This window comes from Flavobacterium sp. (genome assembly GCF_024710485.1).
Lineage (GTDB): Bacteria > Bacteroidota > Bacteroidia > Flavobacteriales > Flavobacteriaceae > Flavobacterium.
In genome coordinates, this window is record NZ_JANJUQ010000037.1 from 1 (window position 1) to 26,270 (window position 26,270).

The window sequence follows — 26,270 nt, forward strand, 5'->3', positions numbered from 1 at the left end:
ACTGATGATGCAATTGTGTCATGGATTAACGGAAAATAACTAGATAGCACTTTTAATACAAAGAAACCCGATGGAGAAATTCATCGGGTTTTTGCTTAAAAAACATCGACAAACTTCACGTGCCGCGTGATTTAAAGATTTTTTTTTCCGTTTAACGATTTTAAAATGTTAGCTTAACATTACTTCTTAGTTTTGAAATGAATATCAAATACCACAATGATAATTTTATGAAAAACATATTTAATCCAATATATAGAGAAGACTACATCGAAGGTTACTCTAGCGGTTTAAATCCACACCTTAAAATGTTGGAAAACAAAAATGAAGCCTACTGTTTTGGTTTCGAACAAGGTAGAGCTGATTATGAACGGATGAATGGGAAAATCGCCTACGGCATACCGCAACTAATAGTAACCAACAAAGTGTTAGAAGATTTTTTGTTGGCCGGAATGTTAGGTATGGATATCGATTCGGATGGTTACAATTCATTTCAAATTGATGTCATCCAAAAATGGTATCAAAGTGGAGTAGAAAAATACGACCCGAGCCAAAGCAGTTATCTGCTCGCTATTTTGGAAGAGAATGGCATTGAATTAGCCTAACAAATACCCCTGAATATTTGGTAAAGACTGATGGAAACATTGGTCTTTATTTTTTTATTCCAAAAGCAATTGCATTAGTTGCGAATGCAACCAACGGTCGAATTTAAATCCGGTTTCTTTTAAAAGACCAACTGTTCTGAATCCGAATTGCTCGTGAAAAGCCACGCTGCTTTGGTTTTCCGAATCGATTACGGCAATCATCGTGTGTAATTTTTGTTTTTTGGCTAAGTCGATTAGCGCTTGCATCAGTAATTTACCAATGCCTTTTCCGTGACAATCTTGGGCTACATAAACCGAATGTTCTACAGTAAACTTGTAAGCCTCACGAAATCGAAACTCACTGTAATATCCAAAACCAACCACTTTTTCGGCTTGTTCAGCCACAATAACCGGAAATCCTTTGTCGATTTTTTCCTGAAAAATGGCTTGTTGTTGCGCTAATGTTCTCGGGTGATAATCGTATAAAGCTGTCGAATGAAGTATGTTGTAATTGATGATGTCAACGATGGCCTGACAATCTTCAATTTGGTAAGGTCTGATTTTGATTTCCATGACATTAAAGTGTCTTCAAAAGTAATAAAACTATCTTAAAGTGTTGAAAAACCTACACAAGTTTGTACATTTGTAAGACATAAAAAAAGACAATGCTTTATCCTAAAATACCTTTGGCACAAAGCATCATAGAAATTTGTAAAGCCAAAGGAGTTCACGATATTATAATTTCTCCCGGTTCCAGAAATGCGCCGCTAACCATTGGTTTTACCAATCAGCCTGATTTTACTTGTTATAGTATAGCCGACGAGCGTTGCGCCGGTTTTTTTGCGCTGGGTATTGCCCAACAAAAGCAAAAGCCGGTTGCTGTGGTTTGTACTTCGGGATCTGCCTTACTCAATTATTATCCGGCTTTGGCAGAAGCTTTTTACAGTCAGATTCCGTTTGTGGTAATCTCTGCCGACAGACCGCATGATAAAATTGATATAGGTGACGGACAAACCATTCGCCAGGAAAATGTTTTCCTAAATCATTCGCTTTACAACGCCAATTTATTAGAAGACGCTTCAGAAGAAAATGATGTTTTTATTAATGAAGCCATCAATGTGGCCATTGCACACAAAGGTCCGGTACATATTAATGTGCCTTTTGAAGAACCTTTGTATCAAACCACCAAAAAATTATCTGTTGATGTTAACGTAACCGGACTTTTTAAATCGGAGCCAACGGTTAGAGTAGAAGATATCATTGCGTTTTCAACTTTGTGGAATTTCAGTCATAAAATACTAGTGTTAGTAGGCGAGTGTAAGCCGCATACAATCGACCAAGAATGGATAGACGAATTGGCTTCACATCCTTCCGTAGTAGTATTGACCGAAACGACGTCGAATTTGCACCATCAGGATTTTATCAACAATATCGACACACTGATTACGCCGTTTACTGAAAAAGAGTTTGCTGAATTACAGCCGCGTGTATTGATTACGTTTGGCGGTATGATAGTGTCTAAGAGAATCAAAGCATTTTTAAGAAAATACAAACCACGCCACCATTGGCACATTGATGAATTAAGAGCTTACGATACATTCGGTATTTTGACCAAACATTTTACAGTTGCTCCCAATCAGTTTTTCAAGCAGTTTTTACCACATGTAAAACCGGTTGAGAGCAATTACAGAGCTTTCTTTAAAGCCATTCAAGAACAAAGGAAGAACAAGCACAAAGACTATTTGGCCAAAGTTCCGTTCTCAGATTTAAAGGCGTTTGAAAATATTTTAGCCGCTCTGCCCGGGAATACACAGTTGCAAGTCAGCAACAGTTCTGCTATTCGCTATGCACAATTGTTTGACATCGATCCGTCAATAGAAGTATTCTGCAATCGCGGAACAAGTGGTATTGATGGCAGTACTTCAACCGCGATCGGCGCTGCTGTAGCGAGTAAAAAACAAACGACATTGATAACCGGTGATGTGAGTTTCCTGTACGATAGCAATGCGCTTTGGAACAATTATATACCGAAGCATTTCAAAATCATTCTAATCAATAACGGTGGTGGTGGCATTTTCAGAATCTTACCCGGTCATCAAGAAAACGAAACCTTCCATACTTACTTCGAAACTTCTCATTGTTTAACCGCTGAGCATTTGGCCAAAATGTATCGTTTTAACTATTTGACTGCTGCGGATGAAACCACTTTAAAAGCCGGTTTGAAACAATTGTTTGAAAACAACGACCAACCTGCCATATTGGAAGTTTTTACACCTACGCGCGACAACAACAAACTGTTATTGGACTATTTCAAAGCTTTGGTGTAAATTTATATCTTTACCAAAATCGATTTTACTGTGAGTCAAACCAATAAATTAAAAATATTCAACGACCCGATTTACGGATTTATTACCATTCCGAATTCGTTGGTCTACGATTTAGTGCAACATCCTTATTTCCAGCGATTGCGACGTATTTCCCAAATGGGATTGTCGTACTTAGTCTATCCGGGAGCGCATCATACACGTTTCCATCACGCACTTGGTGCCATGCATATGATGCAACAGGCAGTAGAAGTACTTCGTTTTAAAGGCGTTACTATCTCTAAAGAAGAAGAAAATGCACTTTACATTGCCATTCTTTTGCACGATATCGGTCACGGTCCGTTTTCCCATGCCATGGAACACAGCATCGTAGAAGAAGTCAACCACGAAGCGATTTCACTCTTATTTATGAATCAATTGAATAAAGAGTTTAACGGACAATTGAGCTTGGCTATCCAGGTTTTTAAAGGCGAATACCATCGCAAGTTTATGTTGCAATTGATTTCGAGTCAGCTCGACATGGATCGCATGGATTATTTGAAACGCGATAGTTTTTATTCGGGCGTAGCCGAAGGCAATATCAATTCTGATCGCTTAATCCAAATGATGAATGTAGTGGATGATGTTTTGGTGATGGAAGAAAAAGGCATTTATTCGATTGAAAAATTCCTAATGGCGCGCCGATTAATGTATTGGCAAGCTTATTTGCATAAGACGAGTTTGGTGGCCGAATTGACCTTGACCAAAACTTTACAAAGAGCCAAAGAGTTGCTTCAAAAAGGAACAGCCATCGAGTGCAGTGGTCCGCTAAAATACTTTATGGAGCACAAAGTTACTCTTGAAAATTTCTCTACTATCGATTTAGATACTTTTGCGCAATTAGATGATTTTGATATTATTAGTGCTTTAAAAAATTGGCAATACCACGACGATTTTATTTTGAGCAGTTTGAGTAAAATGATCATCAATCGCGACTTATCTAAAGTCAAACTCAACAGCGAAAAATTTCCAGTGGAAGTACTACAGGAAATGTCGGCTGCCTTTGCGAAAAAGCATAACTTGAGTTTGCAGGACACTAAGTATTTTATTTTTAAAGGAAAAATCAAGAATCAGGCTTACAGCAAGGATGCCGAACCTATTCGGATTCTGAAAAAAGACCGAACCATAGAAGATGTAGTGGAAGCTTCCGATCAGTTGAATTTGAAAGCCTTGTCGAAACCGGTGACCAAGTATTTTATTTGCTACCCAAAACAACTTTCGGAAATTTAACATTAAAAATGTTTTTTTTATACTTTTGTGGCAATGAAACCAGCTAATACTCTTTTGATGCAATTACCAAAAAATGACTATAGTGACTTTCATCTTAAGTTCATTTCTAATAACTAACACTAGATGAAGTTTACAGCAGCTCAAATAGCAGGAATTTTAGAAGGCGAAGTGGTGGGAAATCCCAACGCCGAGGTATTCAAATTATCTAAAATTGAAGAAGGAACAGAAGGTTCATTGACGTTTTTGGCCAATCCTAAATATCTCAATTATATCTATTCGACAAACGCCACCATTACCATAGTAAACTCGACTTTTGAACCGGAGAGTGAATTAAAAACCACGTTGATTAAAGTGGAAGATGCTTACCAGTCGTTTTCAAAATTATTGGAATACTACAACCAAGTAAAGTTAATGAAATCAGGTATCGAGCAACCTTCTGTGATTTCTGATAATGTTACTTACGGCGAAAATCTTTACCTGGGAAGTTTTTGTTACATTGGTAAAAATGTAGTAATTGGTAAAAATGTGAAGATTTACCCGAATTCATTCATAGGCGACAACGTAACTATAGGTGACGATTGTATTTTCTTTGCCGGCGTGCGGATTTATTCGGAATCCGTAATTGGGAGTAACTGTGTAATCCACTCGGGAACCATCATCGGTTCAGACGGTTTTGGATTTGCGCCACAAGAAGACGGCACCTACAACAAAGTGCCTCAAATTGGTAATGTAATTTTGGAAGACAATGTGGAAGTTGGTTCTTGCACTACTATCGATAGAGCAACCTTAGGTTCAACTGTCATCAGAAAAGGCGTAAAGCTCGACAACCAAATTCAGATTGCACACAATGTGGAAATTGGTGAGAACACTGTAATTGCCGCTCAAACCGGTGTAGCAGGTTCAACTAAAATAGGTAAAAACTGTATGATTGGCGGTCAGGTTGGCATAGCCGGACATTTGACTATCGGAAATAATGTTAGAGTCCAGGCACAATCTGGTATTGGAAGGAATATTCCGGATGGCGAAACTTTACAAGGATCTCCTTCTTTCAATTACAGCGATTGGAACAAGTCATATGTTCATTTCAGAAACTTGCCGAAAATCGTAGCTGAGTTAGAAGAATTAAAGAAAAATAAGCCCAAAGCGTAGTCATATAAAGACCACGATTTTAATAACTAAACTTAAATACGCATAACAATGGTTAAACAAAAGACCATCCAAAACGAAGTTTCTCTTACCGGAGTTGGTTTACACACCGGGAAAGAAGTAAAAATGACGTTCAAACCGGCGCCGGTGAATAACGGTTATACTTTTGTAAGAGTTGATTTAGAAGGCAGTCCGATTATCGAGGCGGATGCTAATTATGTAGTGAACACCCAAAGAGGAACAAACCTAGAAAAGTTAGGCGTTAAAATACAAACTTCAGAGCACGTTTTAGCAGCCTTTGTAGGCTGTGATGTTGATAATGTGATTATAGAATTGAACGAATCAGAACCGCCAATTATGGATGGTTCCTCTAAGTTCTTTGTTGAAGCCATTGAAAAGGCTGGAGTGGTAGAACAAGACGCTGAAAGAAATTACTATGTGGTTAAAGAAGTTATTTCGTTTGTAGATGAGACTACCGGAAGTGAAATCTTAGTGATGCCTGCCGAGGATTACCAAGTGACTACTATGGTCGACTTCGGGACAAAAGTTTTAGGAACTCAAAACGCTACATTAAAGAATATAGCCGATTTTAAAACGGAAATATCCGATGCCAGAACGTTCAGTTTCTTGCACGAATTGGAAACATTATTGGACAATGGTTTAATTAAAGGTGGAGACTTAAACAATGCTATTGTTTATGTTGATAAAGAAATCTCCGAAAAAACCATGAACAACTTAAAGGTTGCTTTCGGAAAAGAAGAGATTTCGGTAAAGCCTAACGGGATTTTAGACAATTTAACGTTGCATTATCCTAATGAAGCAGCACGTCATAAATTGTTAGATGTTATTGGTGATTTGGCTTTAATCGGTACTCGTATTAAAGGAAAAGTAATTGCCAATAAACCCGGACATTACGTAAACACTCAGTTTGCCAAGAAATTATCAAAAATCATTAAGATAGAACAGCGCAATCAAATTCCGGTTTACGACTTACACAAAGAACCATTGATGGATGTGAATAAAATTATGGCCATGTTGCCACACCGTCCGCCATTTTTATTGGTTGATAAGATTTTGGAAATGTCAGACAATCATGTGGTTGGTTTGAAAAACGTGACAATGAACGAAGACTTCTTCGTAGGGCATTTTCCGGGTGCTCCTGTAATGCCGGGCGTTTTGATTGTTGAAGCGATGGCACAGACCGGAGGAATCTTGATTTTAAGTTCGGTTCCGGATCCGGAAAACTACCTGACGTATTTCATGAAAATCGACAACGTAAAATTTAAACATAAAGTCTTACCGGGCGACACCTTGGTGTTTAAGTGTGATTTAATTTCTCCAATCAGAAGAGGTATTTGTCATATGCAAGCCAACGCCTATGCCAACGGAAAACTAGTAGCTGAAGCTGAATTAATGGCGCAAATTGCCAAAAAAAATTAAATAGTTATTTATGAACCAACCATTAGCTTATGTACATCCCGGAGCGAAAATCGCGAAGAATGTCGTTATAGAACCATTTACAACCATACACAATAATGTAGTTATCGGAGAAGGAACTTGGATAGGTTCTAATGTGACCATTATGGAAGGCGCGCGTATCGGTAAAAACTGCAATATTTTTCCGGGTGCTGTGATTGCCGCTGTTCCGCAGGATTTGAAATTCGGTGGAGAAGATTCCTTGGCCATTATTGGCGATAATTCTACCATTCGTGAATGCGTTACCATCAATCGCGGCACTATAGCATCAGGTCAAACCGTAATCGGTAAAAACTGTTTGGTAATGGCAACTGCTCACATTGCGCATGATTGTCATATTGGTGATAATGCTATCATTGTAAACGGAGTAGCTTTGGCCGGACACGTAACAGTTGGAAATTATGCTATCATCGGAGGTTTGGCTGCCATTCATCAATTTATCCATATTGGAGATCACGCCATGATTTCTGGTGGTTCATTGGTTCGTAAAGACGTTCCTCCTTACACTAAAGCAGCTAAAGAACCGTTATCATATGTCGGCATCAATTCAGTAGGCTTGAGACGTCGCGGATTCACTTCTGATAAGATCAGAGAAATTCAAGATATCTATAGAATTTTATACCAAAAAAATTACAATACTTCACAAGCTATGGCGATTATTGAAGCAGAGATGGAAGCTACACCGGAGCGCGATGAGATTTTAGATTTTATCAGAAACTCGTCCCGAGGTATCATGAAAGGATATACAGGTTCTTATTAAAAACATAAAGTTCAGCAATACAGAAACCAAAAACAATAAACAATAAACACAAAAAAATAAATTACAATGGCATCTACAGCAGATATTAGAAACGGATTATGCATTAAGTTCAACCACGATATTTATAAAATTATCGAGTTTTTGCACGTAAAACCGGGTAAAGGTCCGGCTTTTGTCAGAACCAAATTAAAAAGCTTAACTAACGGAAAAGTATTAGATAATACTTTTTCAGCAGGACACAAAATTGATGTAGTTCGTGTAGAAACCCACACTTTCCAATTTTTATATTCTGAGGGCAATGATTTCCATTTCATGAATACGGAATCATACGAGCAAATCACTTTAAACAGAGACGTTTTGGATGCTCCGGATTTATTAAAAGAAGGAACTAATGTAATGGTTCAAATTAACACTGAAACAGATATGCCGTTGTCTGTTGATATGCCGGCTTCTATTATTTTGGAAGTAACTTACACCGAACCCGGCGTAAAAGGAAATACCGCTACCAATGCCACTAAGCCTGCCAAAGTAGAAACCGGAGCTGCTGTAAATGTGCCTTTATTCATCAATGAAGGTGACAAAATCAAAATTGATACGGCTACAGGTAAATACATGGAAAGAGTATAAAAAGTTTCCAGTCGCAGTGTACAGTCACATTTTGTGATTCTGAGCACTGAGACTGAGACTGTAAACTAAATTATGAAATTCCCAAGAATACATTCTCTCAAAGAAATTGCGAATATCATCGGTTGTGCCTATGTGGGAGCCGATGATTTTGCGGTTCATGGCATGAACGAAATTCACGTGGTAGAACCCGGTGATATTGTTTTTGTTGACCATCCTAAATATTACGATAAGGCCTTGCAATCGGCCGCTACTATTGTTTTAATTAATAAAGAAGTAGATTGTCCTGAAGGAAAGGCGTTATTAATTTCCGACGATCCTTTCCGAGATTTTAATGTGCTAACTAAGCATTTTCGCCCTTTTGTAACGACCAATGTCAGCATTTCAGCGACAGCCCAAATAGGTGAGGGAACGGTGGTTCAGCCTAATTGTTTTATAGGAAACAACGTTAGTATCGGTAAAAACTGTTTACTGCATGCCAATGTTATTATTTACGACAACACTGTCATAGGCGATAACGTAATTATTCACTCCGGTACCGTTCTAGGAGCGGATGCTTTTTATTATAAAAAACGTCCTGAAGGATTTGACCAGTTATTGTCAGGCGGAAGAGTAGTGATAGAAGATAATGTCGGGATTGGTGCACTTTGTACAATAGATAAAGGTGTTACCGGTGATACTACTATCGGAGCCGGAACCAAAATCGATAATCAAGTTCATGTTGGCCATGATACTGTTATTGGAAAAAAATGTCTGATTGCCTCTCAAACCGGAATAGCCGGATGTGTGGTTATTGAGGATGAAGTTACGCTTTGGGGACAAGTTGGTACTACAAGCGGTATCACTATAGGAGCCAAAGCGGTGGTGTTAGGACAAACCGGGGTAACCAAGTCTATCGAAGGCGGGAAAAGCTATTTCGGTACTCCGATAGAAGAATCGCGCGAAAAATTAAAACAGTTGGCCAACGTAAAACGTATCCCTGATATTTTAAACAAATTGAAATAAGTTATGAGCGCTAAAACTATCGTTCAAAATTTTTACAAATCCGATGTTTTATTGGAATCGGAAACCGTTAACAACCTGCTGCATCCCGAAGTAGTTTTGGAATGGCATAGTTCTAAAGGCTTCTTAAAACTCAACAAAGAACAGATTATCGATTTGAGTCAGGAATTGTCAAAAGCCTATGTGCGTTCTAAAACCAGAATTTCTCATATTCTCTCCGATGGTAATACAGTTAGCGTTCGGTATTCTCATTATGTAAAAACTATTGAAAATCCCAGAGAAGAAATGCTTTTAGCCCATTTTATGGTTATTTGGGAAGTCAAAGACGGACAGTTATACCGTGGCTACCAAATGAGTCAGCTATAGTAATTTTACAAAAAACTAACCTTCGAGTACCAAACACTGAATACAATTTCATACTTTTGCTACACTTAAATTAAATACAAATAAACAAACACAAACATGAGCGTTTTAGTCAATAAAAATTCAAAAATAATAGTTCAAGGTTTTACCGGAAGTGAAGGAACTTTTCACGCTTCTCAAATGATTGAATACGGAACCAATGTAGTTGGTGGTGTTACACCGGGTAAAGGAGGCACCATGCACTTAGACCGTCCGGTTTTTAATACGGTTAAGGATGCCGTTGACCAAGCCGGTGCTGATACTTCTATCATTTTTGTACCGCCGGCCTTTGCTGCTGATGCTATTATGGAAGCTGCCGATGCCGGAATTAAAGTAATCATTGCTATTACTGAAGGTATTCCGGTAGCAGATATGATTAAAGCATACAACTTTGTCAAAGGAAAAGATTGTCGTTTGGTTGGTCCTAACTGTCCGGGAGTAATCACTCCTGAGGAAGCTAAAGTCGGAATCATGCCGGGCTTTGTGTTTAAAAAAGGAAATGTGGGTATTGTATCTAAATCGGGTACTTTAACTTATGAAGCGGCTGACCAAGTAGTAAAGCAAGGTATGGGAATTACCACAGCTATCGGAATCGGTGGAGATCCGATCATTGGAACTACTACCAAAGAAGCTGTAGAATTGTTGATGAACGATCCGGAAACAGAATGTATTATCATGATCGGTGAAATCGGTGGTCAGTTAGAAGCCGATGCTGCTAAATGGATTAAAGCCGATGGTAACCGTAAGCCGGTTGTAGGTTTTATTGCCGGTGAAACTGCTCCTAAAGGAAGAACTATGGGACATGCCGGAGCCATTGTTGGTGGTTCTGACGATACCGCTGAAGCCAAAAAACGCATTATGAGAGAATGTGGAATTCACGTGGTAGATTCTCCTGCGGAAATTGGCAAAAAAGTAAAAGAAGTAATGGGATAATTAATTTCCATTTATATATAAAAAGCCTCGAGAAATCGAGGCTTTTATTTTAACAGCTATGCGCAAATTAATTAGGAAACGGATTCGACCATTTTACATCCGTATAAACATTTGTCCCGGATAGAGTTCTGAGAAAGGCAATCACGGCATTGACTTCCTGTGCGGTTAAATGCAATTGCTGTCCAAAACCATTTGGTCTTAATTTTACATCTAAGTTAGTATTGCCGGGTGCAAGATTGATGGTGCCGTAATGTCCTATGGCTGCTTGCAAAGTAGTAATCACGCCGGTATGCATCATTGGACCGTTTGGCGTTCCGTCAGGTTTGACCAAATCGCGTAATGATGGTGCTCGGGTATTGGTAATGTCTATACCATTACCATTTATGGTGCCTATGATTCCATTATTACCGGATAGCGGATTAATATCAAATTCCGGTGCCGCATGACATCCCGCACAACCCAAACCACCGGCAGTTCGGTTTCCGGTTGCATCAAAAACCGGTGGCGACAAAAATAAATTTTTTCCTTGGTTTTCTTGTGGTGTAAAATTAGGGAAAGGCTGTCCTTCGTTGCCCACTTGCGCTCTTCCGAAGTCATACTTACTGTCGAATGACTGTATGCTTCTGATAAACTGCGCTAAAGCCAACTGAATTTTACTTTCGGTAATTTCTTCCGAGCCATAGACGAACTTGAATAATTCTTTGTAGTAACCAATAGCACTTAATTTGTCAATCAAGTCACCAAAGTCTTGGTCGCCGTTGGTTCCGCTGAACCCCATTTCTCCGTGATCTTTTATCGGCATCGTGGTTTGCGTTTCTAAATTTACCGCGCGTTCGTTCCAAAAGAATCTGGATTCATTAGCAAATCGAGTATTAATCAGTCGCATTGAATGCCTTCCTGTTGTCCCGTTTACTCCGATACTGGCCATATTAGTATCGCCGAAAGCATTGGTTTGTTGGTGACAACTCGAACATGAAATGGTATTGTTTGAAGAAAGATTTTTGTCATAAAACAAAACCCTTCCCAAAGTGGCACCTTTGTTGGTAATGAAATTACCAGCACTGTTGTCTTTGGTAATGTAACTCGGAATACTTTGATTGGCGTAGTTGTATAAATTTTCCGGATTAATAGCGCCGCCAAAAGTTGCTGTAATCGCGGCGTAAGGATCAATTTCGATGTAGTTGGAACTATCATCGCTCCCACAAGAATAGGAGAGAGCAACGAGAAACAGAGTACTTAATTTTTTGTACATAAAATGGTTATAGGTTGGTTAGTCAGTTGCTATGACATTGTAAAGTTAAAAAGGTTTAAATGTAAAGGTATCTTTTTTTTCAAGCTGTAAATTATTCCTATATTTGACGATTGATTAAAGATAACCGGAGTAGTACAAATGCTTATTGCTTCGGAAAAACAAACTAATTATTATACTATGAAATTATTAGAAGGAAAAGTAGCCATCATTACCGGAGCCAGCAGAGGAATCGGAAGCGGAATTGCTAAAGTTTTTGCCCAACACGGTGCTAACGTAGCTTTTACCTACAGTTCTTCAGCCGAAAGCGCTATGGCATTGGAAAACGAATTATCAGCTTTAGGAATCAAAGCCAAAGGATACAAATCGAATGCCGCCGATTTTAACGAAGCCCAACAATTAGTGGATAATGTAATGGTTGATTTTGGCAATGTTGACGTGTTGATTAACAACGCCGGAATCACTAAAGACAACCTTTTAATGCGTATGAGTGAAGAAGATTTTGATAAAGTAATTGAAATCAACTTAAAGTCGGTTTTTAACATGACCAAAGCCGTTCAAAAAATCATGCTTAAAAACCGCAAAGGTTCTATCGTAAATATGAGTTCTGTAGTAGGAGTGAAAGGAAATGCCGGTCAAGCTAACTACGCTGCATCAAAAGCCGGTATGATTGGATTTACCAAATCGGTAGCTTTAGAATTAGGATCGAGAAATATTCGTTGCAACGCTATTGCTCCTGGATTCATTGAAACGGAAATGACTGCTAAATTAAATGACGATGTAGTACAAGGTTGGAGAGATTCTATTCCGTTGAAACGTGGCGGAACACCTGAAGACGTGGCCAATGCTTGTTTGTTCTTCGCTTCAGATATGAGTGCTTATGTTTCCGGGCAAGTATTAAATGTTTGCGGAGGAATGCTTACTTAATTAGCAATTACGAATTACGAATTAGGGATTCTAATCGAGATACTTAAATGACGACAAACACTATTTTACTGATATTGCTTTCATTGGGAATAGCGTTTGCTGTATCATTTTACCAATACTTATACAAAGCCAAAAGCCGATCAAAAATGACTTTGCTTTTGGCTTTTTTGCGTTTCTTTTCGGTTTTTGGATTACTGCTTTTGCTGATTAATCCGATTATAAGTCGGAAAACTATAGAAACGCTGAAAACGCCTTTGCCTATTGTAATTGACAATTCGGCTTCTATGGCCAATTTGAAATCAGATAAACAAGCGTTGGAGTTGTTTGAACAGCTTAAAGAAAATGCTGCTTTGAATGAGAAGTTTGAAGTACAGGCATACCAGTTCGATGAAGATTTTTTACCGGTGGACACCATTGATTTCAAAGGCAAACAATCGAATATTGATGTAGTAGCCAAAAACCTGAAAAATATCTACAAAAACCAAACGTTTCCCACGGTTTTAATTTCCGACGGTAACCAAACTTCGGGTGAAGATTACGTATTCGGTTTTAATCCGATTAATAAAGTTTTTCCTTTAGTAGTGGGTGATACCACAACTTACATGGATTTGAAAGTCGCCCAGCTGAACGTTAACAAATACGCCTTTCACAAAAACAAATATCCGGTTGAAGTATTTCTGAATTATGCAGGAACCAAAAGCATCAATGCGACTTTTAAAATTACCCAAGGCAATTCGGTTTTGAACGAACAAACTGTTGCTTTTTCACCTTCTAAAAAATCGGCTACACTGAATGTTTTGTTGCCAGCGAATAGCGTAGGACTTCAAATTTTAAAAGCCACAATATCTTCTAAAGAACAAGAAAAAAACAGTTACAACAACACCAAAAATTTTGCCGTTGAAGTCATTGATCAAAAAACGGAAATCGCTTTAATAGCCGATATGGTTCATCCGGATTTGGGTGCTATCAAACGAAGTATCGAAACTAATGCACAACGAAAGGTAACTATTCTTAAACCAAATCAAATCAATAGTTTAGATAATTACAATATTTTGGTTTTGTACCAACCAACCGTGGCTTTCAAATCGGTTTACGAGAAGAATGCCAATGCCAAAATAAATACTTGGACCATTACCGGAAACGATACCGATTTTAATTTTCTGAATCAAAATCAATCGCAGTTTTCCTTTAAAATGAGTTCACAAAAAGAAGACTATTTGGCTTCATTCGAGTCTCAGTTTAATTTGTTTGCGCTCGACAATATCGGTTTTGAGCAATTTCCGCCGTTGGAAAATCCGTTTGGTGCTATCACGGCCAATGGCAATACAAATGTCTTGTTGTCTTCCTCTATCAGAAATATTCCAACCAACCAACCTTTGCTGACTTTCAGTGAAGAGCAAGGCAAACGCGCTGCTTATTTGTTCGGGGAAAACCTTTGGAAATGGCGCGCTGACTATTATTTAGATAAAAAAGATTTTATCGATTTTGACATCTTCTTAGATAAAACCATACAGTTTTTGGCTTCTAACAATGCTCGTAAATCTTTAGTGGTGAATCATGAACGCTTTTACAACTCAGGAGAAGCCATTGAAATTACGGCACAATATTTCAATAAAAACTACGAGTTAGACGAAAAAGCAAGATTGACCATAGCCGTAACCAATACGAAAACCAAGCAGGTTAAAAATTACGATTTGCTGAAAACTTCCAATGCTTTTCAGGTGAATTTGGATGGATTAGCCGCCGGGAATTACCAGTTTACCGTAAAAGAACTCAATTCCAATTCGGTTTACTCCGGTGGTTTTGAAGTGTTAGATTTTGATATTGAAAAGCAATTTGTTAATCCAGATTGGAACAAGCTCAATCAGTTGGCCACACAAACCCAAGGCAAAGCGTATTTGGCCAATCAGGCTGAGGCTTTAATACAACAGCTAATTGAAGACGAAAGCTACAAAGCCGTTCAAAAAACTATTACTCAAAAATCGCCTTTGGTGGATTGGATTTGGTTGTTGGTTTTATTGGCTATATCGCTCGCGGCAGAATGGTTTGTTAGAAAGTACAACGGTTTATTGTAAGGATTTCGGTTTATGCAAAAGCTTTTCTGCTACAATTACCATTGCTGTTCCTACTGAATACGCTAAAATATCTTCCCAAGCAAAGGAAGTTCCGATAACGGTTTTAGCTAAACCATTGTCCTGCAATTGTAATTTTTCAACTATTGTGAAATACTGCAACGTTTCAACGCTAAAGGCAAACAACAGTACTGCGATACAAGTGTTGAGTACCGACCATTTGAAAAAGGATTTCAGAAAACAGTAAATGAGTATTACCACTAAAACATCGCCAAAATAAGGGCGAATGAAATTGTCATTGACAAATAGAGCGATGCTTACTTCAATGAGAAATAACAGTACTGTGAGCAAAAAGTAAGTTCGGTTAAAATGCAGCATGAAACTCAATGCGTTTTTCGGGTAATGATAAAAAACTTTAAACGAAGATAATCGTAAAACAGGGCAATAACCAATACCATTGAAGCTATTAATAAGGTTTTAATCTTAAGATACCCATAAGCAAATCCGCCCAACACACAACCAATAAAGAAGAATGAAATAATAGACAGTCGAAGGTAAATGTTACTTTTTAACTTGGTTTGCTGTTCCGGTTTTTTATAGAAAAATAACTGCGATAGTTCAATGCCTAAATCGGTGAACAAACCAGTTAAATGAGTGGTTCTAACGGTAGATTGCGATACTTTGGTCACCAATGAATTTTGCATACCCATGGCAAAAAGCAGTAAAAAGGCTTCGGCTTTTCCGTGCCAGGTGTAAATGTCGCTGTTACCGAAAAACAAGGCTACACTAACTAAAATAAGTATTTCCAATGCAATGGGCACTACATGAGCCAATCGGGGTTGTTTTTGCAATACTATTTCAACCACTGTATTGGCAATAAAAGATCCCAGCAAAAAACAAAGCGTAAATACCAAAAATGTTACAGCAATAGCGTAATCTTTACGCATGATTTCTTCGGCAAAGTAAGCAAAGTGACCGGTAACATTAGTGGTTAGTGTTTTTAAAGATAAAACTCCGGTAATATTGACTATTCCGGCCACCAAGGATAACAAAGCAGCCAAACGCAGGTTGTGCAAAAAAGTTCGGGATTTTCCTTGGTGTCTAAACATAGAATAAAAGTAAGGATTATTCTCATGCTATAGAAATCACTTGTTTTATTTTTTCTTCAAAACATTATTAAAAGAGTTCAAATTCCGTTAAACAAACAGTAGACCATAGACTTAATTCGTCTATATTTGGCAAAAAATAACCTAACATCATGAAAAAACTACTACATGTAATCTTTTTGTTTTTCGGCTTGACTGTATTTGCTCAATCAACTGATTTAGATCCTTTTGACATTAGTTATTCTTATGTCAACCTCCCGACGAAGCCTATAGCTGACAAAAAGAACAGAACATATTCTTTTGTAACCAATATCGATCGCAATTTGCAGTACAACAAGCCTAAATATTTTATAGAAAATCAAGTAACCATTAGTGGTTTTGAGAAAAAAGAAAAGAACGGGTATTTAAGCGTTGAAGTGGTATTACAAAATCCCGCTATTACTAAAAAAGATATTACCAATAGAGTAAGCTCTTCTAAAGACAAAAACGGAAGAGTAACCAATAAATACTATTACACAGTTGTCTATTCATATACTCAAGACGGAAATGCTAAAGTAGTGAGCAGCGACGGTAAAGTGAATAAAGTCATTAATTTTACGGCTCAACGAAGTGCCAAAAGCCAGGAATACGAGAGTTATTCTCAAGCCGAAAGCTTTCAATACGGTATTTACAATTTAATTAGGAACAATTTCACTACAGAAGTGGTTAATACATTAAATGCTGAGTTGAACGACGAGTTTGGTTATCCGGTAAAAACCGGCACTGATAAATTGTGGATTTTAGCTAACAAAAAACATCCGGAACAATTAGCAGAATATAATGCCTATTTGACTGTAAAAAATGCTTTTGACAGAATGAATTTTGCTGAGCCGACTACTGATATTGCTACAGAAATAAAAGATGCCATTGTCTATTTTGAATCATTGCCCTCTAAATACAGTGAAGATGAAAAAGCACACCGAAAAATAAGATATAGTGCTTATTTTAACTTAGCTAAAATTTATTATTTGTTAGACAATCCCGCTAAATCAAATGAATATTGTCAAAAATTAATTGCCAATGATTACGATAAATCGGATGGTGAAACAATGTTGAAAGCCAATAATGAGTTGTCAACGCTTTTTAAAGCCAATCAAATAACCAATCGTCACTTTACTGTTGATACCAAAAACTTTATATTCGAAGAAAAGCAGCCTACGTATTCCGGAAATACTACAAGCGTACCAGTTACTAATACACCGTACAGCATTGAAACCGATCAAAATTATATCTTAGCTTACATGCTAACCATCAAAAAAGATACTATTGCCGGATACATGCACAAAAGCAGAGCTATGAATTTAAGTGAAGCCGTTACGGTTACTGTGAAAGATTTTCAAGGTAAGTTCTCTGAACGAAATTTCAAAGCTAATGAAGTATCTCGTTTGATTTTGAGCAATGGTGAAGAGTATGCCACAGTTTCGTTCCGAGTATCGGTTGACAATGGCGGAATGACTATGGCTTCTGCCAGTAAAAAGTTTGTAAAAGAAATGTTTACAGGTAATAAAATTAGTGTTTACCAATACTTCAACGGGGAAATAATTTTGAAAATGGCCAATGAATCCGAAGGAAAATCAAATGCCTCTGCCGGTTGGATGTTGGGAACCAAAAAACGATTTGAAGAAATGGCCAAAGGATGTCCGTCATTACTTGAGAGAGTCGATAAAAAAGAATTTAAAAATAATCTCGAAAGCATACTTTCTTTTGCCGAAGCATTGGAAGCATGTAAGTAAAAAAAAGTCTCTCATTTTGAGAGACTTTTTTTTAGCTACCGGTTGAGCTTTTTGGTTTTTAACAACTGCGCTACGGTTTGATAATAAGCAATAGTTTCTTCTACTAAAGCTGTGTTTAAATTTTGCATCGGTTTTTCTTTGTAATGGATTTCGAATTCGGGTTTTAATCCCATTTTCTTTTCCTGAACCAATTGGTATTGTTTGACTTGCTTTACCGGAGAAATAACGGTAAGGACATTATCTTTGATGAAGCCTAAATCTTGGTAAGTTGCCACAAAGGCACGAGGTTTGTAATTTGGATGGAAAACATCTTGACCATAAAACTTACTGTTATATGAGAAGTTAAGCAAACCCATTACTGTAGGCAGTAAGTCGATTTGTGACATTAAGGTAGTAACGTGCGTCGGTTTTACAAAGCCCGGAGCATACACCAAAGCCGGAATGCGGTATTTTTCCAGTGGTAATTCGGTTTTACCGGAACTTGAAGCACAATGATCGGCTACGATTACAAAAACGGTATTCTGAAACCAAGATTGCTTTTGCGCCATGGCAAAGAATTGCTTTAAGGAGTAATCAGTATATTTTACGCCGCCGTTTCTTGACTTGGCCGTGGCGGGAATATCAATTTTACCTTCGGGATAAGTAAACGGACGGTGGTTACTAACCGTCATGATATGATTAAAGAAAGGCTTGTTTTGGCCGGCTTCATTATTCATTTCCTGTATGGCTTTGCGGTACATGTCTTCATCGCAAACACCCCAAATGTTTTGAAAGGTAATTTCTTCGGGCTTAAACGATTTTTTGTCAATAATGTCATACTTATTACCTCCGAAGAAATCTTCCATGTTGTCAAAAAAAGCATCGCCTCCGTAAAAATATTTTACAGCATATCCCTTTTCTTTAAAAACAGCGCCGGTCGAGAACTTGTTTTTATTGTCGTTGCGTTTTACTACACTTTCGGCAGCGCTTGGCGGCAAACACAACGTCACGGCTTCCAAACCTCTGACGGTTCTGTTTCCAACGGCATATAAGTTGGTGAACTGCAAACTCTTTTCAGCCAGTGAATCTAAGAAAGGTGTAATGTGTTTTTCATTGCCGTATTCTGTCATAAAGTCGCCGCTTAAACTCTCTACCGTTATTAAAACTACATTTTTCCTGATTTCGGAACTATCGGCTTTAATGGTTCTTAACGTGCTGTATCCGCTAGTTCCTTTGATTTCTCTGTTTATAATAGTAAAGGCCTTGTCTTCGGGTAATGTTTGATAGTAAGTGGCATAATCTAGTTCGCTGCTTTCAAAGGCAACTACAAATTTGTAAATGCCATTGGCTTGTAATTCGTTAGCAAAGAGGTTGTTACTATTGGCTTGTTTGGCTAAACCGGGAATGGCCATTATGGCGATGATGAACAATAGGATATAAACCCCCGATGCTTTAATTTTATCAGTTAGGGAAGGTAGTGCAGTTAGAAAAGGTTTACTTGTTTTTACAATCCAATAAGTAAGACTTACCGTAACAACGCCTATGACAAAAAACAGCGGTACTACGGGATAAGATTCTATAATATTTCCGATTACAGTATTGGTGTAAACCAAATAATCTACTGCAATAAAATTATAACGTACGCCAAATTCGTTCCAGAAGAAAAACTCACTCACGGCGTTTTGCACCATAATCAATACAAAAAGAAAAACGGTAAAGGCATATAATCCTAATCGGATTTGCTTTCTGTAATTCGGTAAAAACAATAACAGTCCGAAACAAAGGGTTTTAATGGCTATAAAAGCAATTCCTATTTCGGGCAACGAACCTCCGTACTCATCTAGAATAGTATTGAAAAAAGTAACATACAGCAAGAGTAGCACCCATATCCCGAAAACAATATACCCTGTTGGTGCTGTGTATTTTTTATCGGATAGAAACAATAGGTATAACCACAAGAAGGCAATACCAATGATGTAAATAAGGAAATCAGACAAGGCTCCCAAAAGATAAATCTTGACCACTGCTGTAATTTCGAAGTTTGATTGAGTGATGGGATGAAAAAGTAAAACGGTTCTTAAAACGACGTTGATAGCCAAAAACAAAACCAATAGATGAATAAAAGGCGAGTGTTTTTTAAAGTATTTCATATAATAGCATTAACCGACTTAAAACAAATTGGAAGTATCATACCCTACATCATTTTTATTAAAATTAAGATTTTATTAAGAAATAAAAAACCTCGTTAAAACAAAGTGTTTAAATAATAATTTTACAATGGGTAGGGTACGCTATTTATTAAATGTTTTAGGTAAAAATATCAACATGAAAAATACCATCACCATTGTCTTTTTGTTCTTGTCCTCTCTGGGTTTGGCGCAAAACTGGACTACGGATATAAACAATGCTAAAGCCACTGCTGCCGAACAAAACAAACCGATTGTTTTAGTCTTTTCGGGTTCGGATTGGTGCGCTCCTTGTATCAAGTTAGACAAAAATGTTTGGCAATCGGAAGAATTTAAAGCGTTTGCCACCGAGAAGTTAGTATTGCTTCGCGCCGATTTTCCTAAAAAGAAAGCCAATGCTTTACCCGAAGCACTTCAAACGGCTAATAAAGCCTTGGCCGAAAAATACAATCAGGAGGGTTATTTTCCCTTAGTTGTTGTGTTGGATGCCAAAGGCAAAGTGCTGGCCAAAAAAGGATATGAAAACCAGAATGCCGCTAAATACGTAGCCGAGCTACAAGCTTTACTTCAGTAACACCATGAAATCATTATTTTATTCTTTAGTTTTCTTATCGGGTTTGTTTACCAATGCTCAAATTATTCACAAGCGAAAGTTGAGTTTGTTGGGAAGTCCGTTTGAAATTACAGTAGTGGCCCAAGATTCTTTGCAAGCCAATACATATGAAGACATGGCTGTAGCTGAAGTAAAACGAATTGAAAATCTAATCTCGGATTGGATTCCTACCACACCGCTATCTGAAATTAATAAAAACGCCGGCATCAAACCGGTTAAAGTCCCGCAGGAACTTATTGATTTAATTGAACGTTCGATCAAAATATCAAAACTAACTGATGGTGCATTTGATATTAGCTATGCTTCTATGGACAGAATATGGAAGTTTGACGGCAGTATGAGAGCAATGCCATCGGCAGAAGCCATTAAAAATTCGGTAGCGAAGGTTGGTTATCAAAATATTATAGTCGATAATCAAAACCAAACCGTATTTCTAAAACTGGAAGGCATGAAACTGGGTATGGGCGGTATTGGTCAGGGCTATATAGCCGATAAAATTAAAGCGTTGTTGCTGTCTAAAGGATGTGTGGCCGGATTGGTTAATGTATCAGGAGATATAAGCACTTGGGGTAAACAACCTAACGGCGAACAATGGAAAGTGGGAATTAAAAACCCAATGAACAAAGACAAAATTTTTGCCACTTTTCCGCTAGAAGACACTGCGGTGGAAACCTCGGGAAGCTACGAAAAATATGTAACCTTTAACGGGAAACGCTACTCACACATTATTGATACGCGAACCGGTTATCCTGCCACGGGCTTGATTAGCGTTAGTGTTTTTGCCAAAACTACTGAGTTAGCTGATGCTTTAGCCACCGGTGTTTTTGTACTGGGTAAAGAAGTAGGAATGGATTTAGTGAACCAGCTTCCGGGGATAGGTTGTATTATGGTAGATGAAGACGGTAAAATATTGACTTCGAAAAATATAGACATTAAAAATTTTCAACATGAATAGAATACTGATGGTAGGCCTTGTACTTTTAAGCTTGACTTCGTGCACGGCTGTTAAGGAATACGAGAAAGAGTATATTAACGATACCGAAATGAAATTATCTGCCAAGACCGCCGAACGCTACGAAGTTACTTTCCAGGTGTATCGTGAAGCGGCAGCCGGAGCCAACGGTGGAAAAACCGGTGGAGGATGTGGATGCAATTAAAAGATTACAATGAAAAAGTACCTAGTTATATTAGCCTTATTGGGCGGCTACCGTTCCTTTGCACAAACCAAAGACAGTACTGCTACCTTTAAAAAGAGAGTGTTAGAAGCCACTGAAGTAGACTTTTTAATAAGTTATTACAAGCAGGATGGCGTTCACTCTTCGGTATCCGGAGGTATGGGTTCGGAAAAGTTAACCGATTTGGCCAGCAATATTGTTGTAAGCATTCCTATGAGTGCTGATGCTATATTAACGATTGATGCCGGACTTTCTGCCTATACGTCTGCCTCGTCCAGTAACATTAATCCGTTTAACAGTAGTGGTGCCTCGGGAGGGGATGACGACGACGATGATCGTGCGGGCGCTGCACCTTATGGAACGCCTTGGTTAGCCTCCTCTGGTGCTTCGGCTCAAGATGCTTTGACGAGTGTGGTTATTAATTACAGTCATAGTTCTGATGATAGGAATTTTATTTGGAACGCCGATGTGGCTTTTTCTAATGAATACGATTATACTTCCATTGGTTTTGGAGGTGGTGTAGCCAAATTATTCAACCAAAAAAATACGGAAATAAGTCTTAAAGGGAATGTGTATTTAGATCAATGGCGACCAATTTTGCCGACGGAATTACACCAATTTGATCAATACGGCAGCTCGTTCTTAAACAACGGTTATTTTAGCGGCGTGACGGTTTACGATCAAAACGGAGTGGCTTCGAATGCCTATTTGCCATCGCAGTTTAAAGACATTCAGTCGGTTAACCGAAATTCGTATTCGTTATCGTTTTCGTTTTCGCAAATCTTAACTAAAAAGTTACAAGCTTCGCTGTTTTTTGATGTGTTGCAGCAACAAGGGTTGTTGTCTACACCGTACCATCGTATTTATTTTGCCGACAAAGCCAATTACTATATTGGACAAACGCAATACATACCGGTTTATGAAACTGCCGAGAACGTGGGTGTGTACCGATTGGCGGATGATATTGAACGCTTGCCTAAATCGCGATTTAAATTACCGATAGGATTGAGGTTGAATTATTATATTAATGAAACTTTTAAGTTGCGTACGTATTACCGTTACTATACAGACAATTGGGGTATAATGGCACATACGGCAAATATTGAAGTGCCTATTAAGTTGAACGATCAGTTTACAGTATATCCTATGTATCGTTATTACACTCAAACTGAGTCTAAATATTTTGCGCCGTTTGAAACGCACGTTTCTACTGAAAAATATTATACGTCTGATTATGATTTGTCTACTTTTAGTTCTAACCAATACGGTATTGGAGCGTCTTATGTAGATATTTTTACTAAAGCGCATGTGTGGAAGTTTGGTTTAAAAAACATTGATTTCCGTTATAACCATTATGACCGTAGTGATACTTTGAGTGCTGATATTGTTTCGTTGGCGTTTAAGTTTGTGATGGATAGGTGAGTTGGGCGTTAAGATAGGTTTTACCGATTTTGTATAATAAAAAAAGCAATCCGATTGGGTTGCTTTTTTACTTTCTTAGTATTTTTTCTATTGCTTTGCCTTTGGCTAGTTCGTCTATTAATTTGTCGAGATAGCGAATTTTTTGCATTAAGGGATCTTCTATATCTTCGACGCGGTAGCCGCAAATGACGCCGGTTATTTTTGAAACGTTAGGATTGAGTTGTGGTGCTTGGGCAAAGAAGTCTTGGAAGCTGGTTTTGTTGTCGAGTTGTTTTTGTAAGGCGGCTGCATCGTAGCCGGTTAACCAGTGAATTACTGTTTCAAGTTCTTGTTGGGTTCGGCCTTTGGACTCTACTTTTTTAATGTAATGCGGATACACACTGGCTAAAGGCATGGCGAATATTTTTTCGTTTTTCATAATTGCGAATTATCTATACATCTCAAAGGTATAAAAATATTGCTTTCTGTTGGTTTACAGAATTTCATTGTTTTGCAACTCTTAACTAACAAAATTTTAAAAGCTATGGCATTAATCAGATTAATTTTAAAAAAAACTCAGACTGACCAATCCGGACATAGTCCGCTATACATTCGCATTACTAAAGACAGAAGAACCAGTTATGTAAGCTTAGGAGTAAAGCTTAAAGACGATGAATGGGACAGTAAAAAGCAAAAAGTAAAACGGAAGCACCCTCAAAGCACTAAGATAAACGCTTTACTATCTCAAAAAGTAGCTGATGCAGAAGGTCAAATTGCCGATTTAGAGCGTAAAATCAAAATGGTTTCAATAGGCAAACTCAAAGAAGCTATAAAAGGAAAAAGAATCCCTAATTTTTTTGACTATGCTTATGCTCACTGCAGTAAGATAAAAGGAAGTGCATCATTTGGTACTTACAAAAGTTATGATGTCAACATTAGAAAATTTGAGGCTTATCTGGGAAGAAGAGATGTTTTTTTTGATGACATCTCGGTTGCATTGCTGAAAAATTACATGGCCTTTATGAGCAACGAGTTAAAGAACGGACCAACTACACAACGTTATTCAGTTATGATTTTAGCCATCATCTTCAAAGATGCAATCAAAGAAGAAATTATCCCGGAGAATCTCTATCCTTTTAACAAACTAACATTCAGAAAGAACACTCAAAAAAGATTTTTCCTAACTAAAGATCAGATTATGGCTTTAACACTACTGGATTTGAAGCAAGCCAAAAGAGCCAATTTGTGGCGTGATTTATTTCTTTTCTCGATATATGCCGGAGGTTTAAGATTTAGCGATGTTATTGAATTACAATACAAAAATTATAATCCTGATGAAGAAAGAATTAAAAAAGTAATTCGTAAAACCGGAAGATTACACCAATTTAAAATCGGTAAGGTAGCCACAGATGTTTTAAATAAATACCTAAGAGCCGATGCTCATCAAGATGATTATATTTTTCCGATTATAACCAATAAAGTTCTGTTCAACACTAGTGAGGAAGCGCGTTACAATATAACCTCTAAAGAAAATCATTATGCTAATTTTCAACTCAATCGTATGGGAAAAGCTTTGAAATTGCCATTTTCACTGTCGTTTCATTTAAGTCGCCATAGTTTTGCCACTAATGCACTAAATAACGGAATGAGAATAGAACACGTTTCTAAATTAATGGATCATCAAGACATTAGTACCACACAGATTTATGCAAAAATTATTAATGAAGAATTAGATAAAGCTGTTGAGCATTACATTTATTAAAGCCCCAAATTAATTTTCCCTTAAATCCCAAAGCCTATTTACAAGGCGTTAGAAAAAATAGTACTTTAGCTAGTGTAAAATGAAACGTTTATGAAACATCTTTTAATTGTTGAGGACGAAGAAGGAATTGTACAGTTTTTAAAGCAGGGCTTGGAAGAAGAAGGCTATCAAATTACCGCTGCCAACAATGGTAAAGCCGGTTTAGAAGCCTTTAACAACGGGAAGTTTGATTTGCTGTTGCTTGATTGGATGTTGCCCAAAATGACGGGATTGGAACTCTGTAAAGCCATTAGACAAACTAATACGAAAGTGCCTATACTGTTTTTGACTGCCAAAGATACGGTTCAAGAAACTGTAGAAGGGTTAAAAGCCGGTGCCAACGATTATATTAAAAAGCCTTTTAGTTTTGACGAACTGGTAGAACGCATTAAGGTGCAATTGCGCGACCAACCGGAAGAGGAAGTCTTAACTTTAGGCCCTATTGAGATTAATTTGCAAAAACATCAGGTAACGGTAAACAAAAAAGAAGTTTCGTTTACGCAGAAAGAATTTGATTTGTTGCATTATTTGGTGAAGAACAAAGGAAAAGTTTGTTCCCGAGCACAAATTATACAGGATGTTTGGGATATTCATTTTGAATACGACACGGGCGTGATTGATGTGTTTATGAACGCCATCCGTAAAAAATTAAATCTTAAAGTAGAAGAAGATTATATTAAAACTATCCGAGGCGTAGGGTATATTGCCGACGACGAATTGTAACTATGCAACAACTTTCGTTTAAAAACAGAATTGCTTCCAATTATATCATTACCACAGCCTTGCTGATTTTTGTGGTGTTTTTTGCTATTTACTCTATTGTAAAATTCAGTATTTATATTAGGGTAAACAACGAAATTAAAACTGAGGTTGCCGAGCACTTAAAGGAAATTGAAGTTATTGAAAACTGCGTTCTCCTGATTGAAGAAGAAGAGTGGAAGCTAAGTCAGTTTAACAAAGTAGAAGTTAGTCCGGCTTTTATTCAGTTTGTAGATGAATTGGGGACGATGGTAGAAAAGTCGCCCAATTTGAAACAAAAACAATTGGTATTTAAACCCGATGCTCCGGTAAACGAAATGTTTGATACGAAACTAGAGAACATTTCCGTTCGTCAAATTCAGGTGCCGCTTTATCAGGGAACCAAAATCATCGGCTATTTAATTGTAGCCATGTCGTTGGAAGATTCTGTGATGGTACTCAACAATTTATTTAACATTATGTTGTTGGCTTATCCACTGATTTTGTTGGTGTTGTTTCTCATTGCCCGTTTTATAGCCGGAAAAAGTATAAAGCCCATCAGCGCTATCATCGAAACCTCTAATGTGATTACGAAAGATAATTTAAAATCGCGTATTCCGTTGCCACAAAACAGAGACGAGTTGTTCATCTTATCTAAAACCATCAATAACTTATTGGATAGGGTGGAGAACGCCATTGAAAGAGAAAAACAATTCACTTCCGACGCTTCGCAC

Annotated in this window: 26 protein-coding genes; 20 read left to right on the top strand and 6 right to left on the bottom strand. The window is 37.7% G+C overall.

Annotated elements, in window-relative coordinates; translation table 11 throughout:
• Positions 1–227: 227 nt before the first annotated feature.
• A complete protein-coding gene (locus Q0M21_RS09795) occupies positions 228–602 on the top strand; it encodes a hypothetical protein (RefSeq protein ID WP_295337634.1) in 375 nt (124 codons plus the stop codon).
• A 54-nt stretch (positions 603–656) separates the two neighbouring features.
• On the opposite strand, the gene Q0M21_RS09800 is transcribed toward Q0M21_RS09795, so the two are convergent.
• Positions 657–1,154 (bottom strand): GNAT family N-acetyltransferase, encoded by a 498-nt coding sequence (locus Q0M21_RS09800; RefSeq protein ID WP_295337636.1) that lies wholly within the window; start codon positions 1,152–1,154, stop codon positions 657–659.
• 92 nt (positions 1,155–1,246) lie between these two features.
• Here Q0M21_RS09800 and menD point away from each other — a divergent pair, with 92 nt between their 5' ends.
• The 9 genes from menD (at position 1,247) to sucD (ending at position 10,517) form a co-directional block, all read left to right on the top strand.
• On the top strand, positions 1,247–2,908 hold the full coding sequence (gene menD, locus Q0M21_RS09805; RefSeq protein ID WP_295337638.1) for a 2-succinyl-5-enolpyruvyl-6-hydroxy-3-cyclohexene-1-carboxylic-acid synthase: 1,662 nt from the start codon (positions 1,247–1,249) through the stop codon (positions 2,906–2,908).
• A 30-nt stretch (positions 2,909–2,938) separates the two neighbouring features.
• Entirely contained in the window at positions 2,939–4,174 is a 1,236-nt protein-coding gene (locus tag Q0M21_RS09810; protein ID WP_295337640.1) for an HD domain-containing protein, read from the top strand.
• 123 nt (positions 4,175–4,297) lie between these two features.
• The gene (gene lpxD, locus Q0M21_RS09815; protein WP_295337642.1) at positions 4,298–5,323 is read left to right on the top strand and encodes a UDP-3-O-(3-hydroxymyristoyl)glucosamine N-acyltransferase; all 1,026 of its coding nucleotides are present in this window, start codon (positions 4,298–4,300) and stop codon (positions 5,321–5,323) included.
• Positions 5,324–5,371: 48 nt separating this feature from the next.
• Entirely contained in the window at positions 5,372–6,760 is a 1,389-nt protein-coding gene (locus Q0M21_RS09820) for a bifunctional UDP-3-O-[3-hydroxymyristoyl] N-acetylglucosamine deacetylase/3-hydroxyacyl-ACP dehydratase (RefSeq protein ID WP_295337645.1), read from the top strand.
• Positions 6,761–6,770: 10 nt separating this feature from the next.
• Positions 6,771–7,556 (top strand): acyl-ACP--UDP-N-acetylglucosamine O-acyltransferase, encoded by a 786-nt coding sequence (gene lpxA / locus Q0M21_RS09825; RefSeq protein ID WP_295337647.1) that lies wholly within the window; start codon positions 6,771–6,773, stop codon positions 7,554–7,556.
• A 66-nt stretch (positions 7,557–7,622) separates the two neighbouring features.
• Positions 7,623–8,183, top strand: coding sequence for an elongation factor P (gene efp / locus Q0M21_RS09830; RefSeq protein WP_295337649.1), 561 nt, complete (start codon positions 7,623–7,625; stop codon positions 8,181–8,183).
• Positions 8,184–8,255: 72 nt separating this feature from the next.
• Positions 8,256–9,185, top strand: a complete 930-nt coding sequence (locus Q0M21_RS09835; RefSeq protein WP_295337650.1) for a UDP-3-O-(3-hydroxymyristoyl)glucosamine N-acyltransferase — start codon at positions 8,256–8,258, stop codon at positions 9,183–9,185.
• Positions 9,186–9,188: 3 nt separating this feature from the next.
• Positions 9,189–9,548 (top strand): nuclear transport factor 2 family protein, encoded by a 360-nt coding sequence (locus Q0M21_RS09840; protein ID WP_295337652.1) that lies wholly within the window; start codon positions 9,189–9,191, stop codon positions 9,546–9,548.
• Between the two features lie 96 nt (positions 9,549–9,644).
• The gene (gene sucD, locus Q0M21_RS09845; protein WP_295337654.1) at positions 9,645–10,517 is read left to right on the top strand and encodes a succinate--CoA ligase subunit alpha; all 873 of its coding nucleotides are present in this window, start codon (positions 9,645–9,647) and stop codon (positions 10,515–10,517) included.
• A 67-nt stretch (positions 10,518–10,584) separates the two neighbouring features.
• Here the strand turns inward: sucD and Q0M21_RS09850 are convergent, their stop codons facing one another.
• Positions 10,585–11,769 (bottom strand): cytochrome c peroxidase, encoded by a 1,185-nt coding sequence (locus Q0M21_RS09850; RefSeq protein ID WP_295337656.1) that lies wholly within the window; start codon positions 11,767–11,769, stop codon positions 10,585–10,587.
• Positions 11,770–11,946: 177 nt separating this feature from the next.
• Here Q0M21_RS09850 and fabG point away from each other — a divergent pair, with 177 nt between their 5' ends.
• Together fabG and Q0M21_RS09860 are read left to right on the top strand one after the other, a co-directional pair.
• Entirely contained in the window at positions 11,947–12,693 is a 747-nt protein-coding gene (fabG, locus tag Q0M21_RS09855) for a 3-oxoacyl-[acyl-carrier-protein] reductase (RefSeq protein ID WP_295337657.1), read from the top strand.
• A gap of 47 nt (positions 12,694–12,740) precedes the next feature.
• A complete protein-coding gene (locus Q0M21_RS09860) occupies positions 12,741–14,768 on the top strand; it encodes a hypothetical protein (protein WP_295337659.1) in 2,028 nt (675 codons plus the stop codon).
• Here Q0M21_RS09860 and Q0M21_RS09865 read toward each other — a convergent pair.
• Entirely contained in the window at positions 14,760–15,143 is a 384-nt protein-coding gene (locus tag Q0M21_RS09865) for a DUF2809 domain-containing protein (protein WP_295337661.1), read from the bottom strand. The two genes, Q0M21_RS09860 and Q0M21_RS09865, sit on opposite strands and share 9 nt — an antisense overlap.
• 5 nt (positions 15,144–15,148) lie before the next feature.
• Positions 15,149–15,874 (bottom strand): YoaK family protein, encoded by a 726-nt coding sequence (locus tag Q0M21_RS09870; RefSeq protein WP_295337663.1) that lies wholly within the window; start codon positions 15,872–15,874, stop codon positions 15,149–15,151.
• 149 nt (positions 15,875–16,023) lie between these two features.
• Here Q0M21_RS09870 and Q0M21_RS09875 point away from each other — a divergent pair, with 149 nt between their 5' ends.
• Positions 16,024–17,643, top strand: a complete 1,620-nt coding sequence (locus Q0M21_RS09875) for a hypothetical protein (RefSeq protein WP_295337665.1) — start codon at positions 16,024–16,026, stop codon at positions 17,641–17,643.
• A gap of 35 nt (positions 17,644–17,678) precedes the next feature.
• Here Q0M21_RS09875 and Q0M21_RS09880 read toward each other — a convergent pair whose 3' ends face one another.
• Complete coding sequence (locus tag Q0M21_RS09880) at positions 17,679–19,772, bottom strand: LTA synthase family protein (protein ID WP_295337666.1); 2,094 nt, start codon at positions 19,770–19,772, stop codon at positions 17,679–17,681.
• Positions 19,773–19,947: 175 nt separating this feature from the next.
• On the opposite strand from Q0M21_RS09880, the gene Q0M21_RS09885 reads away from it, so the two are divergent.
• The 4 genes from Q0M21_RS09885 to Q0M21_RS09900 are packed head-to-tail and all read left to right on the top strand — an operon-like array spanning position 19,948 to position 23,018.
• Complete coding sequence (locus Q0M21_RS09885) at positions 19,948–20,382, top strand: thioredoxin family protein (protein WP_295337669.1); 435 nt, start codon at positions 19,948–19,950, stop codon at positions 20,380–20,382.
• Positions 20,383–20,386: 4 nt separating this feature from the next.
• Positions 20,387–21,376 (top strand): FAD:protein FMN transferase, encoded by a 990-nt coding sequence (locus Q0M21_RS09890; RefSeq protein ID WP_295337671.1) that lies wholly within the window; start codon positions 20,387–20,389, stop codon positions 21,374–21,376.
• Positions 21,369–21,578 (top strand): DUF4266 domain-containing protein, encoded by a 210-nt coding sequence (locus Q0M21_RS09895; RefSeq protein WP_295337673.1) that lies wholly within the window; start codon positions 21,369–21,371, stop codon positions 21,576–21,578. Before Q0M21_RS09890 ends, Q0M21_RS09895 begins: the two co-directional genes overlap by 8 nt.
• A 9-nt stretch (positions 21,579–21,587) precedes the next feature.
• Entirely contained in the window at positions 21,588–23,018 is a 1,431-nt protein-coding gene (locus Q0M21_RS09900; RefSeq protein WP_295337675.1) for a DUF3570 domain-containing protein, read from the top strand.
• Between the two features lie 67 nt (positions 23,019–23,085).
• On the opposite strand, the gene Q0M21_RS09905 is transcribed toward Q0M21_RS09900, so the two are convergent.
• Positions 23,086–23,436 carry a DUF2200 domain-containing protein gene (locus Q0M21_RS09905; RefSeq protein WP_295337677.1) on the bottom strand — a complete coding sequence of 117 codons (351 nt, stop codon included), beginning with the start codon at positions 23,434–23,436 and terminating at the stop codon, positions 23,086–23,088.
• 105 nt (positions 23,437–23,541) lie between these two features.
• Here Q0M21_RS09905 and Q0M21_RS09910 point away from each other — a divergent pair, with 105 nt between their 5' ends.
• From Q0M21_RS09910 to Q0M21_RS09920, 3 genes are all read left to right on the top strand, one after another.
• Complete coding sequence (locus Q0M21_RS09910) at positions 23,542–24,759, top strand: site-specific integrase (protein WP_295337679.1); 1,218 nt, start codon at positions 23,542–23,544, stop codon at positions 24,757–24,759.
• Between the two features lie 90 nt (positions 24,760–24,849).
• Positions 24,850–25,521: a response regulator transcription factor gene (locus Q0M21_RS09915; protein WP_295337681.1), complete on the top strand. Its 672-nt coding sequence runs from the start codon at positions 24,850–24,852 to the stop codon at positions 25,519–25,521.
• A gap of 2 nt (positions 25,522–25,523) precedes the next feature.
• Positions 25,524–26,270 (top strand): HAMP domain-containing protein (locus tag Q0M21_RS09920; RefSeq protein WP_367273723.1); only part of this gene is annotated, 747 nt, incomplete at its 3' end.

Excerpts from the sequence above, each read along its gene's own strand:
- Q0M21_RS09875 (WP_295337665.1), top strand. The coding sequence starts at position 16,024 with ATGAAAAAACTACTACATGTAATCTTTTTGTTTTTCGGCTTGACTGTA.
- Q0M21_RS09840 (WP_295337652.1), top strand. The coding sequence starts at position 9,189 with ATGAGCGCTAAAACTATCGTTCAAAATTTTTACAAATCCGATGTTTTA.
- Q0M21_RS09885 (WP_295337669.1), top strand. The coding sequence starts at position 19,948 with ATGAAAAATACCATCACCATTGTCTTTTTGTTCTTGTCCTCTCTGGGT.
- Q0M21_RS09905 (WP_295337677.1), bottom strand. The coding sequence starts at position 23,436 with ATGAAAAACGAAAAAATATTCGCCATGCCTTTAGCCAGTGTGTATCCG.
- Q0M21_RS09795 (WP_295337634.1), top strand. The coding sequence starts at position 228 with ATGAAAAACATATTTAATCCAATATATAGAGAAGACTACATCGAAGGT.
- sucD (WP_295337654.1), top strand. The coding sequence starts at position 9,645 with ATGAGCGTTTTAGTCAATAAAAATTCAAAAATAATAGTTCAAGGTTTT.
- Q0M21_RS09890 (WP_295337671.1), top strand. The coding sequence starts at position 20,387 with ATGAAATCATTATTTTATTCTTTAGTTTTCTTATCGGGTTTGTTTACC.
- Q0M21_RS09910 (WP_295337679.1), top strand. The coding sequence starts at position 23,542 with ATGGCATTAATCAGATTAATTTTAAAAAAAACTCAGACTGACCAATCC.
- Q0M21_RS09820 (WP_295337645.1), top strand. The coding sequence starts at position 5,372 with ATGGTTAAACAAAAGACCATCCAAAACGAAGTTTCTCTTACCGGAGTT.
- Q0M21_RS09880 (WP_295337666.1), bottom strand. The coding sequence starts at position 19,772 with ATGAAATACTTTAAAAAACACTCGCCTTTTATTCATCTATTGGTTTTG.
- Q0M21_RS09895 (WP_295337673.1), top strand. The coding sequence starts at position 21,369 with ATGAATAGAATACTGATGGTAGGCCTTGTACTTTTAAGCTTGACTTCG.
- Q0M21_RS09870 (WP_295337663.1), bottom strand. The coding sequence starts at position 15,874 with ATGTTTAGACACCAAGGAAAATCCCGAACTTTTTTGCACAACCTGCGT.
- Q0M21_RS09860 (WP_295337659.1), top strand. The coding sequence starts at position 12,741 with ATGACGACAAACACTATTTTACTGATATTGCTTTCATTGGGAATAGCG.
- Q0M21_RS09800 (WP_295337636.1), bottom strand. The coding sequence starts at position 1,154 with ATGGAAATCAAAATCAGACCTTACCAAATTGAAGATTGTCAGGCCATC.
- Q0M21_RS09900 (WP_295337675.1), top strand. The coding sequence starts at position 21,588 with ATGAAAAAGTACCTAGTTATATTAGCCTTATTGGGCGGCTACCGTTCC.
- Q0M21_RS09850 (WP_295337656.1), bottom strand. The coding sequence starts at position 11,769 with ATGTACAAAAAATTAAGTACTCTGTTTCTCGTTGCTCTCTCCTATTCT.
- lpxA (WP_295337647.1), top strand. The coding sequence starts at position 6,771 with ATGAACCAACCATTAGCTTATGTACATCCCGGAGCGAAAATCGCGAAG.
- Q0M21_RS09865 (WP_295337661.1), bottom strand. The coding sequence starts at position 15,143 with ATGCTGCATTTTAACCGAACTTACTTTTTGCTCACAGTACTGTTATTT.
- Q0M21_RS09835 (WP_295337650.1), top strand. The coding sequence starts at position 8,256 with ATGAAATTCCCAAGAATACATTCTCTCAAAGAAATTGCGAATATCATC.
- menD (WP_295337638.1), top strand. The coding sequence starts at position 1,247 with ATGCTTTATCCTAAAATACCTTTGGCACAAAGCATCATAGAAATTTGT.
- fabG (WP_295337657.1), top strand. The coding sequence starts at position 11,947 with ATGAAATTATTAGAAGGAAAAGTAGCCATCATTACCGGAGCCAGCAGA.
- Q0M21_RS09915 (WP_295337681.1), top strand. The coding sequence starts at position 24,850 with ATGAAACATCTTTTAATTGTTGAGGACGAAGAAGGAATTGTACAGTTT.
- lpxD (WP_295337642.1), top strand. The coding sequence starts at position 4,298 with ATGAAGTTTACAGCAGCTCAAATAGCAGGAATTTTAGAAGGCGAAGTG.
- efp (WP_295337649.1), top strand. The coding sequence starts at position 7,623 with ATGGCATCTACAGCAGATATTAGAAACGGATTATGCATTAAGTTCAAC.